The sequence below is a fragment of the Anaerococcus obesiensis ph10 genome, from assembly GCF_000311745.1.
Lineage (GTDB): Bacteria > Bacillota > Clostridia > Tissierellales > Peptoniphilaceae > Anaerococcus > Anaerococcus vaginalis.
In genome coordinates this window covers 57,638-70,113 of the sequence record NZ_HE978532.1, presented here as the reverse complement: position 1 = coordinate 70,113, position 12,476 = coordinate 57,638, and the positions used below count along the sequence as shown (strand labels likewise).

The window sequence follows — 12,476 nt, the reverse complement described above, 5'->3', positions numbered from 1 at the left end:
ATTAAAAAAAACAAAGAAAAAGAAAGGAGGGGGAATGGGAGATTATATTTATTCTGGAGATCATAAAAGGTTAGAGAAAAAAGATTATGAAAATTGTATTAACAAAATTTTTGATGTATTAAAAGAACTTCCTGAAGACAAACATTATTATGCAAGTTATGAGTATTGTCTTGAGGAAGTTTTGGAAAGGTTAAAATTTAGAAACTTTAATAATTTATAGGGTTTCTTCTACTAATTGTTGTATTGAACATATTAGAGCATTTATATCTTTATTTTTTCCGTTGTATCTGTTGTATGCATTATCTTTATTGGCATCTACTTTTACGCTAATATTTTCAGAATATTTTTTGTTAGATGTAGATGTATAAGATATTTGAAAGTTTAATATTAAATTTTCTTCAGGTGGATTTATTAAAGATTTATATGACTGGTTTGGTGCTAAGGTGCTTTCTTGTATTGAATTAAAAGGTGTTAAATCGTCTAAGTAAGATATTTTGCTTAGATTATAATCACATTTAAAAGCGTTAATCTTTCCAGCACTTTTTCCAAAATTTTTGATAATTAACATCTTATATGGAGTACCTAAATTTATAGTTTTTAGATAGACGGTTATATACGGTCTTGTACTTTCTTCAATTTGTTTTGAATTTTGTTTTAATGTACAGACTGAAATTATAACAGCAATTATAGCAGTTAGCGATTGTATTATTTCTAACATTTTGTACCTCCTCTCTGGTTTTATTATAGCAGATTGGAGTTATCGATAGGTTTTAAATAATTATGAAAGAAGATGGAGGGAGAATGAGGATTTATGGAGGAAAGGCTTACTGTTTTAAAAGAATATATGACACTTTCCGATATGAAGGAATATTTTCAATTCAAAGATGGAAAGACTTTTGGAGAGTGGGAAAAACAAGGTTTAAAGGTTGTTAAGTTGTCTGAAAAATCAAAGCTATATAGGGCTTGTGATATTAGAGAGTTTTTAAATAATTTGTAGGAGGAAATTATGGAAAATAAAAAAAATAGAAAAGTTAGAAAAAGAAGTCAAGTCTTTGAAATGCTAGATGGCAGAAAGGTTGATGATGTTTGTATTAAGCTTAGTGCTAAACCAGAAAAGGAAAGAATAAGAGATAAGGTTTTAGGTATTTTTCTTGTTGGCTTGTGTATGACTTTAGCACTTGCAGGTCCTAATGAAGTTGTTAGGGTTGTAGGAATAGTGCTGATGTTTATTACATCTTTGACTGCGTTTTTGGCATAAAAACAAGCCGACGGCAATCGGCTTTTTAGAAATATATTTATAGGGTTATTATACTACGTTTTTATTTTTTGGAAAGGCAAGATATTTCTCCGTGCGTTCGTTTCACTCACTTAGTCGAAATGGGTTAATCTTTGGCATAGTTTTAAAAATGGCAAGAGATTTCTCGGCTATTCTTGAGATTTTGATGTAGTTTTAATTAAAGGTTGTGAAAATGGAATATAAAAATTGGATAGATGGTTTAGATAATAAAAAAATAATTAAAATAAAGGGATTTGCTGGTAGAAGATTCCATATATACATCGAACCAGTAAGAGATGATAAGGAATTTATTGTTGAAGTATATTTTTGTGAAGTTTATGGAAAAAATACAATTCCTGAATTGTGGTTTAAAAATGGCAAGACTGAAAAAGTTTTAAATAATTATATGTGTATTTCAACGTGTCGTAGGAATAAAGACGGAATCCTTAGTACTGAATTTAATCCACAAAGTAAAGGCATACATGGAATTAATTTTGATTATATGTTGGAGAGCAATCAGGAAAATTTAAAGAAATTAATTGATAAAACTATAGAAATGTATGTAAAAAATATAAAAGAATTATAAATTGGAGATTGTTTATGAAAATAGAAAATCAAGTTATGTTTATGAAAAATTTAGTAAATGTAGATGATGAGGATGTTATTTCTCTTGGGGAGTATTTAAATGGGGTTGGCTCTGGAATTAATCCTAGAAAGAATGGTTGTAATGAAGATTGTTTTGATATGCACTTTTTAGTCTTATGTGAATTAAAAAGAAGGGGAATCTTTAAGGGAGACATTGAAAGATTTATTTAAAAGATATTTTAAAAATTAGTTGTAGATTTTGTGCAAAAAAAGAATGAGGTCGATTGACCTCATCCAGTGTGTATATCCTCATATATAATATACCTCTGGAAATTCTTTTTGCAAGGGATTTTGTCTATTTTTCAAGGAAGTTTCTACTTCCTTTAGGTGCTTGTAATGGGTATTATCTTTTGCGACATTCGTGAGGAATTATTATATGAGAAATTTTATTAGAGAAAAGAAAATAGTTTGTGGAAAAAAATATATGGAAGTTGACCTATATTCTTTGAATGAAAATCAACTTGACAAGAAAAAATCTAAGAGGAGCAAAAAGAAAAAAGTATCTCTACCAAAACAGGATAAGCTTAATGATAAAAATGCTAGAAGAAAATTTATATGGCTTGCTGAAACAAATTTTGGAGAAGGGGATATATTTTTAACTCTTACCTATAAGGATAAATACTTACCCAAGTCTTATGATAAGGCTACTAAGGAGATGACTAATTTTTTTCTAAGGATTAGAAGAAGGATAAAAACTTTGGGATTAGATCCTGAATTTAAATATATAGTAGTTACTTCTGAAAAGAAAAGTAAAGACGAATCAATTAGGTTTCATCATCACTTGCTTATAAAAAGTTCCTTGGGTAGAGATGAGATTGAAAATTTATGGAGGAGAAAAAGAAAAAAGGGAGAAAAGATTGGAGATACTATTGGTTATGCTAATAGTAAAAGAATTCAAGAAGATGTGAATACAGGTATTTTGGGCTTGGCAAATTATTTGGCTAGGCATTGTACCTATAGGAGAAGATGGTCTTGTAGTAAAAATTTAGAAAGACCATATATAAGAACTAATGACCACAAGTATTCCAGGAAAAGATTAATAGAGTATGCACTAGATCCTTATGATACAAAAAGGTGGGAGAAGATATATAAGGGTTACAAGATTACCGATAAAGATAATGGAATAGTAGCTACTTACAATGATTTTACTGGGTGGTCAATATATTTAAAATTGAGAAAGAGATTATGTTAGGAGAAAAAGATGGAAAGATTTAGTATTTTAAACCCGAATTTGTTTGAGGACTTTCTTGCAACCTGTGACAGCCATTTAAATGTAGTGATGGTAAAAATTTTAAAGGGGGAATTTTATTCTGGAGATATAGATATAAAAATTTCCCTATCTACTGTTGAAGATGAAATAAAGATACCAAGAGAAGGTAATGATTTTGAGATAAAACCTTTTGTAAAACCAGTTATTACTTTTAATGTAAAATCAAGCCTTAAAAAGTCTTTTTCTGATAAGGGAGCTAGTGATACAGATAATATGGCTATAGAGCTTTCAGGTAAGTGTATAAAAATTGGCAAGATTGATGATGGGCAATTGGATTTTTTTGATTAGGGGGAAGAAATGTTTATAAAAATTAAAAGTTTAGATGATTCAACCACATATTTAAATACTGACTTTTTTAGGATTTGTAGAGTTGAAGTAGTAGATGGATATGCTCATTTGGAGATTATAAATAGGAATGGGGAAGAAGAAGTGTTTGACGATATTGAATATTCTGGAGATTTTAAAAATTATGTGGAGGGTTTATAGTGCCTTTACTTATTAAAAGATTAATTATTATGCTGGTTATTTGTGACCTGTGCTATTTTGGCTTTAAAAGACTTGGAAAAATAAAATTAAGTTTTTCTAAGTTTGATTTTGGATTAGTATTTGGGCAATTATCAGCATTGGCGTTTGTTGGAATTATAGTTTATAGGTTTTGAAAGAGGAGATATTTTGTTAAAGATTAAAACTAAGAGATTTTTTGATAATTTATTTAAGGGTTTTGGAAGACCTAAAAAGATTTATGTAAGTATAAGGCAAGATGAGAAATCAACTATTATTTGTGTTAAGGAATATCAGTTTGATTTGAGGGAGATTGGTATTTGTTTGAAAGAAGTGGAGGAAGAGGAATGAAAAAATGGCAATTAGATAGAAAGGCGTATTATTGGGCAAAAACTTTTTTACCAACATATATCGAAGAATTGAAAAAGAAAATAGAAAATGCAGATGATGATATAGTGAAAATCGAACTTAACATCAAATTAGATGATGCAGAAAAAGATCTTACTGAAATATTAAAAATGTATAAAAAATTAATAGATGGTTGAAAAGTGGGGAAAAAAGATGAAAAAGAAAGTGAATGATGTAAAAGATATGGTTGTTAGTGTAGAATTTAATCCTATAGAAATTGGATTTATTCAAGCTAGTATTGATACTTATTTGGAAAACGCAAGGGAAATACGTGAAGATAAAGATGGTGTGATTAATTTACCATTAATTGAACCTGTTGGAAAGATTTGTCTTGGGAAATTTAATAAGGCTGTAGATGAGTTGGAAAAAAATTATGAATGGGGAAAAATAGATGATTAATAATTTAACTCTAGTAGGTAGGCTTACAAGAGCTCCTGAACTTAAATATACAAAATCTAGTATGGCTGTCTGTTCTTTTACCCTTGCAGTAGATAGGGAAATGAGCAAAGAAAAAAGAGAAGAAGCTATTGCAAATAATTATCCTACGGCAGATTTTCCAAGAATAGTTGTATGGGGCAAGATGGGAGAAGTTTGTTCAAAGTATCTACAAAAAGGCTCATTGTGTGCTATTGTTGGTAAAATCCAAACAGGTTCATACAAAGATAAAGACGGAAAGATGGTTTATACAACTGATGTTAGAGCTGATAGAGTAAGATTTTTAAATACAAAATCTAGTGGAGATAATAATAAGGCTAGTGCCTATAACAATATAACTAACATTGATGATTATTTTGATGATGATTTTGTGGAGATTGAGGATGATAATATTCCTTTTTAGTTTAGTAGATTTAATATGTGTTTGGTTATTGTATTCAATGACGGCAAAAGAGAAATGTTTTTGGTAGAAAGCTATCTGGTTTTTATAGAAAAAGGGACGATAGAATTTTGTGAAGGACTAACATGTATTAGAATTGCAAAGTTGTCAGAAATTAAATATTGGTTTGCATATTATAAGATTTAGGTGGGTTATGGAAAGATTATATTTTATGGTTACGGCAGATGAATTGGAACGGCCTATTGCTGTTGGCAGGACTATTAAGGAATTAGCTATAGATTCTGGTAAGCATGAAATGACTATTTACTCTAAGATGAGAAGTCAAAAGAAAGGCTTAAATATTAAAGATTATAAGGTGGAAGTTGTGGAGGTGGAAGAATGAGAACAATGATTAAAGTTGTATTTAAAGATGAAAAGCAATGTATGTTTGATGCAAATGTTTTTAGAATTGAAGATAACGGATTTTGTTATTTGGAGATTATTCACGAAAAAAATGACTATGAAGTTGTTGCTTTTATATCAACATCTGAAATTAAATATCTAATGTTTGTAGAGGTGGAAGAATGACACTAAAACCAACTAAAGATGTTAAAGAATATGAAAAATATGGATTTAAAAAATACAAGGGTTTAAGGATGAACAAGTGACAAGTTTTAATATTATGGTTTTACTTATGCTTATACTTGTAATATCGATATTATTAGTGGCGTATATATGGATTTCAGCATTGCTGATAGTTAAGATACTAGAATTATTTTATGATTGGTTTTAAAAGAAAATGGAGATTGCAGAATGAAAGTAAAAGATTTTTTAGACTGGTTTAAAGATTTTCACCCAGAAAGTGAATTGAAATTTGATTTGTTTGAAGAAAGAATAAACGGCGGAACTCACACCTTTTTAGACGCATTAGATGCGGATAATTTATATGAAGATGATACAGTTTTTGTAACACTAAGTTATTGAGGTTGAGAAATGAAAATAAAAATAAGTTATGACGAAATTCCTTGCGAGGTTTTCAAAGAGGATTTTCCTTTGAAATATTATGTAAGTGCAGATTATGTCGGATGTGTTGATAATGACAACAACAAAATACCTTTAAAGAAAAAAATGATAAGTGAAATTAGGGCTGATGGAATGAAAATTGAAAAATTAATTTACTATTTGGCATGTATTGATTTTTATTCCGAAGATAATTATACAGGATTTGATCTTCTGAATTTTCATTCTCAAGATGTCTGTGCAACATTGTGTTTTCATAGTGATATTAAAAATGTTGAATATGAGCATAAAGTAAAGATTTTTAAGAGAGACATACCAATCTTAATTAGAAGATGTATAGAAATATATAATATTGATAAGTCTTTAATATACAAGATGATTGGATAAATGTTACCTTATGCATAATATACGAAGATTTAAAAAGAAAAATTTAGAGGTGGAAGGATGAAAACTAAAGAAAATAATTTAGAAGATGAGTCAAAAATATATATGGTCTATGATTGTTCAAACGAGTGTATAAAGATATTATCTAAAGATAAGACAAAAGCTTTTGCTAAAGTTGGTAAAGATGCATTGCTTGGAGGTTGTATTAATGATTATAAGCTAATTGAAATTAATTTAGATGAGGTTGATGATGACTAATCTCCAAAGTTTTAAGTCTTTGCAGTCAAATGGTTTTGGTAAAAATTTTGAGAAATTAATTGATTTGGCTTGTAAGTATTATAGGGATGAGGGCAAGGCTGATATTTCTAAAATTGATGAGCCTTTTAGGGTTATTAGGCTTAAAAAGGCAGGTCGTTTTGAGGGGCAGTTTACTAAGAATGCTAATCCTGATTTTGAGGGAACTCTTGATGGTGGTAGGTCGATTTGTTTTGAGGCAAAGTACACTACAACAGACAGAATGAAACAAAACGTGGTTTCTTCTAAGCAAGCTGAGGTTTTGGAGATTAAAAGTAAACTTGGTGGTCTTGCTGGAGTTTGTATTGGGATTAAGGATAGGTATTTTTTTATTCCTTGGAATATTTGGACAAATATGAAAGAAATATTTGGCAGAAAGTATGTCAAGGCTGATGACCTATCCCGATATGAGGTTATTTTTAGGCAAGGTGTAAGATTTTTGGATTATAAATATGAGTAAGTTTTTAAATATTAATGATTGTTCTTTATTTTTGGAGATTGTTGTTTATGTTTTGAAAAATAAGTTTGATTTTTCGGATAAGGATATTGAAAATTTTATTTCTGAAATCGAAATGAAAATTGATGATAATTTTGAGGAGGTTTTTAATGATTAAGTACAAAGCACCTTATATATTAAGTAAGAAAGATGGAGATATTGGATATGATGTAAGAGCAATGGAGGATAGGGTTTTAGAGCCAATGGAAACTGCTACTATTTCTACTGGTGTTTTCTTGGAATTAGATGATGGATATTATGCTGATTTAAGACCAAGGTCTGGTAATACTAGTAAGGGTTTAATATGTAATCTTGGTCTTATTGATACTTCTTATAGGGGAGAGATTAAGGCTTCTATTATAAATCTTACTGGTAATGATTATGAGATTAGAAAAGGAGATAGAATCGGTCAACTGGTATTTAGGAAAGAAAGTATTGTACCCTTAGTAAAAATTTGGGAGATTAACACTAATACTCACAGAGGTGTTAATGGTTTTGGTTCTTCTGGTAGGTAGTGATTTATAAATTCAAAGGAGAAGTGATGAATTATAAAAAGATTAGGGAAAATAGAAAACATAGGGAAAATATTGAGATTGTAAAGATTAGGCTTTCAAATTATGGAAAAAATCTTAAATTAATTGATGAAATCAAGGCTGAAATTGTGGAAAAAAGGGACAGGCTTGATATGCTCCGTTGTGGTTGGTCTGATTCTGATCCTACTAATGGTGGTGGGAGTAGCCAAGAGGAAAAAATAACTTATATTCTTGATGAAATTAAATTTTTAGAAGATGAGATAAGAAAGATTCTACTTGATTGTGAGGAAATTTCTAATGCTATTGCTAAGCTTAGTGATAATATGTTACAGTCTATCGTTTTTAGGCTTTGGGTTTTTGATAAGCACAGTGATAAGCATGATACTATTAGAGGTCTTGCTTTAAAGTATGATTTGTCTAAGAATATGATTTGGAGAAAGAGTGATTGTGCTTTGTTGGGTATTTATAAATGTCTTTATAACGATTGAAATTAGGGTGGTTTTCCACTCTTTTTTATTAAAAATTTTTAGAAAAAGTGTTGACAAAAATATACGATGGGTGTATAATATAAATATGAAAGGAGGAAATAATATAATGATTAAAATTATAAAAAAATTGAAGATTACAGAAATTGAAATCGACCTCAACATTGTAATCTTCAAAATAAAAATTAAGCTAACTAAGAGCTTATAGCTCTTGGTTGGTATAATCATTATATTATAATTTTTATGAAAATCAATTTTGAATGCAAGAAAACTACAAAAAAAGAAAAAATAACAGGAGTTATTGGTTGGGGTGTTTTTATTTTGATTATTCTCTTATTTAAAAAGTTTTTATAGGAGGTAGTATGACTGAGAATAAAACAAGTGATGCCCAAGCTAGGGCAAGAAATAAATGGGATGCTAAAAATCCTGATGTTAAGAAGAAGTCTAGAAACAAATCGGGTTGTAAGGCTTATATTAGGGACTGGGCAAATGAAGAGGATTTGCTTGAAGTTGAAGAATGGATTAGGCTTAGAAGAGAAAATTTATAAAAAGTGGGACAAATTTCCTATTTTATGGTATACTATTTGTAAGATTAAAAGTGTATACATTTTAAAGGCGAACGATTGAGTTCGTCTTTTTTTATGCCTAAATGTTTGATCCAGACTGCTATCCTCCTTAATTATTAGATATTTATTGTTGTTGATACTATTCATAATTTGTTACAGCAGTCTGGATAAAATGCTTAGTTATTTATTTTATTGTTTCATACACTATTTTTTGATATATTATTAATATAAATTAATAGGAGGATTGTATGAAAAATTATGTTGTTTTACAAGTTTCTCTTAAAGAAAAGCTTGTGGGTACTGGTTCTAAAAATCTTAATGAATTAGAAAGGGTTATTAATGAACAAGCAGCTAAAGGCTACAGATTACATACTATTTCTACTTCTAATGGTGGTAGTAAAGGCTTAATGGGTGGAGATAGAATCCAAGCTACTATGGTTTTTGAATCGATTGATTAATTATTTATATTTGAGGATTGTCTTATGGCAATCCTTTTTTATTTGAATGTTAGGAGTTGTTATGGCCAAGGAAAGATTGGATAGGACTGGACCTCATAGGGCAAGCTTTGAAAGGAACAAGAAGATAATACTTAAGACGCAGAATGTTTGTGGTATTTGTGGTAAGCCTGTTGACTTTAGTTTGAAACCACCAAATCCTTTGGCTCCTTGTATTGATCATATTATTCCTGTATCAAAGGGTGGACATCCATCTGACATTGAAAACTTGCAGCTTGCTCATTGGTCTTGCAATAGAGCAAAGTCAGACAAGTTATTTAAAAATAAAGTAAACATGGAACCTGAAGTGATAGGAAATAGGAATCTTCCTTGGTCGACTGATTGGACAAAATATAAGCCGAAAAAATTTAAAGGTTTATAGGGGGGGATACCACCCGCCCCAGTCGTTCGGCTGGAGTTCAGCCGTCCACTGTACATTTTTTATCATGCGGAGTTAATTATTTTTTTAGAAAGGAAATTTATGGAATATGATTTAGAGTTTTTAAGGCGAAAATTGAATAGTTTTGAGCCTATGGTTAGGAAAAGATACTTATATTATGATTCTAAGTTTAGGGAAAGTGATTTTGGTATAACTATTCCTCCACATATTAGGCAGATGTATAGGTCATCTCTTGGTTGGTGTGCTAAGGCTGTGGATAGCTTGGCTGATAGGTTGGTTTTTAAAGAATTTTCTAATGATTTGTTTGATTTGAATGAAATATTTAACCTGAATAATCCAGATATATTTTTTGATTCGGCAATTCTATCTGCTCTTATTTCTTCTTGTTGTTTTATTTATATATCTATGGGAAATGAGGGCTATCCTAGATTACAGATAATTGAGGGAAGCGAAGCGACTGGAGTTATAGATCCTATTACTGGGCTATTGAAAGTCGGATATGCAGTTCTAGATAAGACTGAAAATGGAAATCCAAAGACGGAAGTTATCTTTTTACCAGATAGGACTGAATATTATTTGGAAGGTAAGATTTATTCTAGTGTGAAAAATCCTGCTGGTATTCCTTTGTTAGTGCCTATTATATATCGTCCAGATGCTGTAAGACCTTTTGGTAGAAGTAGGATAACAAGAGCTTCTATGTATTTTCAAGCTCACGCAAAAAGAACACTTGAAAGGGCAGATGTAACAGCAGAATTTTATTCTTTCCCACAAAAGTATGTGGTTGGATTAAGCCAAGATGCTGAACCATTAGACAAGTGGAAGGCTACAGTTTCATCTATGCTACAATTTACAAAAGATGATGAAGGGGATAGTCCAAAGCTTGGACAATTTGCTCAACAATCTATGAGTCCATTTACAGAACAATTAAGAACTTTAGCATCAGGATTTGCTGGAGAAACAGGTTTGACCTTAGATGATTTAGGATTTATAACCGATAATCCATCATCAGCTGAGGCGATAAAGGCAAGCCATGAAACTTTAAGAATTACCGCAAGAAAGGCTCAAAGGTGTTTCGGCTCAGGATTTTTAAATGTTGGATATGTAGCAAGGTGCCTAGCAGATGGTTATTCTTATTTAAGAAACCAATTTTATGAAATAAAACCTACTTGGTATCCAGTATTTGAACCAGATGTAACTACACTTTCAGGAATTGGAGATGCATCAATTAAAATTAATCAAGCCATACCAGGATTTTTTGGAAAAGATAATCTATCAGATCTTACTGGTTTTGATGCAAGCAAAAATCCTCCAGTAATAGAGGGCAAAGATGAAGAATGATGAAGTTAAGGATATTGTTCCTGAATTATTAAGCGATATTACCAAGTCATTTGATAGTAAATCTAAAGAATCTATAGTTTTAAAAGAAAAACTATCAAAGCTCAAAAATAATAAAGCTAATCATTTGGATTCTAATGAATTTGCTCAAGAAGTTGGAGAAATATTATCTAATTCTTTTAGAGAAAAAATTAGTGTAGATAGACTTCCAGATGGGGAAATGTATTACAATATTGTTAATAGAATTTTAAATCCTAATTTAAAAAATAATTACGATATTATAAATGAATATGCTAAAAATGTTCAATACAGCTTAAATAAGAAGGCAAATATAAATTTAAAAGCAGTGGATGCAGAATACAATCAGGATAGGGTAGATGGTATTGTAGAAAGTGTTTTAAAAAAAGATGATTATGATTCTATGATCAATTATTTATGCTCATCAACTGAAAATTTTTCAAGATCAATTGTAGATGAACTTATAAGAAATAATGCTGACTTTCATAGTAAAGCTGGATTAAAACCAGTTATTGAAAGAAAAATGCATGGAGGAGCATGTTCTTTTTGTAAAGCTCTTGCTAGAACTTACGATTATGAAGAGGCTAAAAGATTAGCTGAAATAGATCCTAAAAAGAATCCATTTGCAAGGCATAGACATTGTAAGTGTACTGTAATATACAATCCTAAAAATGGCAAAAACAAGCAAATAGTTCATTCAGCCGCAAAGCATAAGGCATTAGATGAAAAGCGTGATAGGATTGACTTGGCAAATAAGATAGTAGACAATAAATTAAGTAATATAGCTAGATCAAAAGCTATGGAGTTAGGTTATAATCCACTGCCAGATAATAAAGTTGTTAATACATTAAGAAGAGATGCAAAGAAATGGATTCAAACTTTAAGTGATGATGAAATAAAGGCTATTAGGAAATACACTTATAATGGCAAAGATGAAGATGGACTAAGATTATTTGAAAAAATCAATGGATTTTTAGATGGTAGATATAAACCTTTCAATGATAAAGAAAAAGAAATAATACTTAGAAATACAACTAATATTAATAAGGGTTTATTGAAAAATAAGTTAAAACACGATATAATCGTGTATAGAAGAGAAGAATTTACAGATAGTTTAAATGGAAAAGTAAATAAGTTTTTGAGTACATCAGTTACAAAAAATGGAGTTTTAAAAAAGTCTCCTAATGTTGCGATTATTGTACCCAAAGGTAGCAATGGAGCTTATGTAGAACAATTAGCTGATGGTAGATTTAAAAAGCAGAGGGAATTTTTACTTGATAGAAATAATAGATATAAGATAATTTATAATGATAGTAAATTTATGGTGCATATAGTGGAGGATATAAGATGAATCTAATGAAAGAGGAACTAACTGAAGAAGAAGTTGCTGAAATTATTGAGGCAAGATATGCTTCAGAAAGTCCTAGGAAATTAACTGAAGAGGAAAAAAGACAATCTGAGATTAATTTAAAAGAACTAGAAGAATATAGAAAGAAAATGAATAAAGAAAAATAAAGCACAGCTAAACTTACAGGTG

General features: G+C 30.0%; 28 protein-coding genes. 27 read left to right on the top strand and 1 reads right to left on the bottom strand.

Features of this window, described 5'->3' with window-relative positions; translation table 11 throughout:
* Positions 1 to 34: 34 nt before the first annotated feature.
* The gene (locus HGAG_RS10755) at positions 35 to 220 is read left to right on the top strand and encodes a hypothetical protein (RefSeq protein ID WP_019118389.1); all 186 of its coding nucleotides are present in this window, start codon (positions 35 to 37) and stop codon (positions 218 to 220) included.
* Here the strand turns inward: HGAG_RS10755 and HGAG_RS06410 are convergent.
* The gene (locus HGAG_RS06410) at positions 215 to 718 is read right to left on the bottom strand and encodes a hypothetical protein (protein ID WP_019118388.1); all 504 of its coding nucleotides are present in this window, start codon (positions 716 to 718) and stop codon (positions 215 to 217) included. The two genes, HGAG_RS10755 and HGAG_RS06410, sit on opposite strands and share 6 nt — an antisense overlap.
* A 93-nt stretch (positions 719 to 811) precedes the next feature.
* Here HGAG_RS06410 and HGAG_RS06405 point away from each other — a divergent pair, with 93 nt between their 5' ends.
* The 26 genes from HGAG_RS06405 (at position 812) to HGAG_RS11625 (ending at position 12,454) form a co-directional block, all read left to right on the top strand.
* Complete coding sequence (locus tag HGAG_RS06405) at positions 812 to 997, top strand: hypothetical protein (protein WP_019118387.1); 186 nt, start codon at positions 812 to 814, stop codon at positions 995 to 997.
* 9 nt (positions 998 to 1,006) lie between these two features.
* On the top strand, positions 1,007 to 1,258 hold the full coding sequence (locus HGAG_RS06400) for a hypothetical protein (RefSeq protein ID WP_019118386.1): 252 nt from the start codon (positions 1,007 to 1,009) through the stop codon (positions 1,256 to 1,258).
* A 211-nt stretch (positions 1,259 to 1,469) separates the two neighbouring features.
* Complete coding sequence (locus tag HGAG_RS06395; protein WP_019118385.1) at positions 1,470 to 1,862, top strand: hypothetical protein; 393 nt, start codon at positions 1,470 to 1,472, stop codon at positions 1,860 to 1,862.
* 14 nt (positions 1,863 to 1,876) lie between these two features.
* A complete protein-coding gene (locus HGAG_RS06390; RefSeq protein WP_019118384.1) occupies positions 1,877 to 2,092 on the top strand; it encodes a hypothetical protein in 216 nt (71 codons plus the stop codon).
* 205 nt (positions 2,093 to 2,297) lie between these two features.
* Positions 2,298 to 3,113 carry a rolling circle replication-associated protein gene (locus tag HGAG_RS06385; protein WP_019118383.1) on the top strand — a complete coding sequence of 272 codons (816 nt, stop codon included), beginning with the start codon at positions 2,298 to 2,300 and terminating at the stop codon, positions 3,111 to 3,113.
* A 9-nt stretch (positions 3,114 to 3,122) separates the two neighbouring features.
* Positions 3,123 to 3,479, top strand: a complete 357-nt coding sequence (locus HGAG_RS06380) for a hypothetical protein (RefSeq protein ID WP_019118382.1) — start codon at positions 3,123 to 3,125, stop codon at positions 3,477 to 3,479.
* 9 nt (positions 3,480 to 3,488) lie between these two features.
* Positions 3,489 to 3,677 (top strand): hypothetical protein, encoded by a 189-nt coding sequence (locus tag HGAG_RS06375; RefSeq protein WP_019118381.1) that lies wholly within the window; start codon positions 3,489 to 3,491, stop codon positions 3,675 to 3,677.
* A 186-nt stretch (positions 3,678 to 3,863) separates the two neighbouring features.
* Positions 3,864 to 4,043: a hypothetical protein gene (locus HGAG_RS06365; protein ID WP_019118379.1), complete on the top strand. Its 180-nt coding sequence runs from the start codon at positions 3,864 to 3,866 to the stop codon at positions 4,041 to 4,043.
* Entirely contained in the window at positions 4,040 to 4,237 is a 198-nt protein-coding gene (locus HGAG_RS06360; protein ID WP_019118378.1) for a hypothetical protein, read from the top strand. Before HGAG_RS06365 ends, HGAG_RS06360 begins: the two co-directional genes overlap by 4 nt.
* Before the next feature lie 16 nt (positions 4,238 to 4,253).
* Positions 4,254 to 4,499, top strand: coding sequence for a hypothetical protein (locus tag HGAG_RS06355; RefSeq protein ID WP_019118377.1), 246 nt, complete (start codon positions 4,254 to 4,256; stop codon positions 4,497 to 4,499).
* Complete coding sequence (locus HGAG_RS06350; RefSeq protein WP_019118376.1) at positions 4,492 to 4,938, top strand: single-stranded DNA-binding protein; 447 nt, start codon at positions 4,492 to 4,494, stop codon at positions 4,936 to 4,938. The genes HGAG_RS06355 and HGAG_RS06350 overlap by 8 nt, the downstream gene beginning before the upstream one ends.
* 163 nt (positions 4,939 to 5,101) lie before the next feature.
* The gene (locus HGAG_RS11640) at positions 5,102 to 5,317 is read left to right on the top strand and encodes a hypothetical protein (protein WP_154645844.1); all 216 of its coding nucleotides are present in this window, start codon (positions 5,102 to 5,104) and stop codon (positions 5,315 to 5,317) included.
* Positions 5,314 to 5,502 carry a hypothetical protein gene (locus HGAG_RS06335; protein ID WP_019118373.1) on the top strand — a complete coding sequence of 63 codons (189 nt, stop codon included), beginning with the start codon at positions 5,314 to 5,316 and terminating at the stop codon, positions 5,500 to 5,502. The genes HGAG_RS11640 and HGAG_RS06335 overlap by 4 nt, the downstream gene beginning before the upstream one ends.
* A 225-nt stretch (positions 5,503 to 5,727) precedes the next feature.
* Positions 5,728 to 5,898, top strand: a complete 171-nt coding sequence (locus HGAG_RS11635; protein WP_019118372.1) for a hypothetical protein — start codon at positions 5,728 to 5,730, stop codon at positions 5,896 to 5,898.
* 9 nt (positions 5,899 to 5,907) lie between these two features.
* Entirely contained in the window at positions 5,908 to 6,321 is a 414-nt protein-coding gene (locus HGAG_RS06320; protein ID WP_019118371.1) for a hypothetical protein, read from the top strand.
* A 57-nt stretch (positions 6,322 to 6,378) separates the two neighbouring features.
* On the top strand, positions 6,379 to 6,576 hold the full coding sequence (locus HGAG_RS06315; RefSeq protein ID WP_019118370.1) for a hypothetical protein: 198 nt from the start codon (positions 6,379 to 6,381) through the stop codon (positions 6,574 to 6,576).
* Positions 6,569 to 7,072 carry a Holliday junction resolvase RecU gene (locus tag HGAG_RS06310; protein WP_019118369.1) on the top strand — a complete coding sequence of 168 codons (504 nt, stop codon included), beginning with the start codon at positions 6,569 to 6,571 and terminating at the stop codon, positions 7,070 to 7,072. Before HGAG_RS06315 ends, HGAG_RS06310 begins: the two co-directional genes overlap by 8 nt.
* Positions 7,065 to 7,226, top strand: a complete 162-nt coding sequence (locus HGAG_RS11630) for a hypothetical protein (RefSeq protein ID WP_019118368.1) — start codon at positions 7,065 to 7,067, stop codon at positions 7,224 to 7,226. Before HGAG_RS06310 ends, HGAG_RS11630 begins: the two co-directional genes overlap by 8 nt.
* Positions 7,219 to 7,623: a dUTP diphosphatase gene (locus HGAG_RS06300; RefSeq protein ID WP_019118367.1), complete on the top strand. Its 405-nt coding sequence runs from the start codon at positions 7,219 to 7,221 to the stop codon at positions 7,621 to 7,623. The genes HGAG_RS11630 and HGAG_RS06300 overlap by 8 nt, the downstream gene beginning before the upstream one ends.
* Positions 7,624 to 7,649: 26 nt before the next feature.
* Positions 7,650 to 8,129, top strand: coding sequence for a hypothetical protein (locus HGAG_RS06295; RefSeq protein ID WP_019118366.1), 480 nt, complete (start codon positions 7,650 to 7,652; stop codon positions 8,127 to 8,129).
* Between the two features lie 359 nt (positions 8,130 to 8,488).
* On the top strand, positions 8,489 to 8,674 hold the full coding sequence (locus HGAG_RS06285; RefSeq protein ID WP_019118364.1) for a hypothetical protein: 186 nt from the start codon (positions 8,489 to 8,491) through the stop codon (positions 8,672 to 8,674).
* A gap of 266 nt (positions 8,675 to 8,940) precedes the next feature.
* Positions 8,941 to 9,150: a DUF4177 domain-containing protein gene (locus HGAG_RS06280; protein WP_019118363.1), complete on the top strand. Its 210-nt coding sequence runs from the start codon at positions 8,941 to 8,943 to the stop codon at positions 9,148 to 9,150.
* A 61-nt stretch (positions 9,151 to 9,211) separates the two neighbouring features.
* Positions 9,212 to 9,568, top strand: coding sequence for an HNH endonuclease (locus HGAG_RS06275; protein WP_019118362.1), 357 nt, complete (start codon positions 9,212 to 9,214; stop codon positions 9,566 to 9,568).
* 99 nt (positions 9,569 to 9,667) lie between these two features.
* Complete coding sequence (locus HGAG_RS06270) at positions 9,668 to 10,924, top strand: phage portal protein (RefSeq protein WP_019118361.1); 1,257 nt, start codon at positions 9,668 to 9,670, stop codon at positions 10,922 to 10,924.
* Positions 10,914 to 12,290, top strand: coding sequence for a VG15 protein (locus HGAG_RS11730; RefSeq protein WP_019118360.1), 1,377 nt, complete (start codon positions 10,914 to 10,916; stop codon positions 12,288 to 12,290). Before HGAG_RS06270 ends, HGAG_RS11730 begins: the two co-directional genes overlap by 11 nt.
* Positions 12,287 to 12,454, top strand: a complete 168-nt coding sequence (locus tag HGAG_RS11625) for a hypothetical protein (RefSeq protein WP_019118359.1) — start codon at positions 12,287 to 12,289, stop codon at positions 12,452 to 12,454. Before HGAG_RS11730 ends, HGAG_RS11625 begins: the two co-directional genes overlap by 4 nt.
* Positions 12,455 to 12,476: the final 22 nt, after the last annotated feature.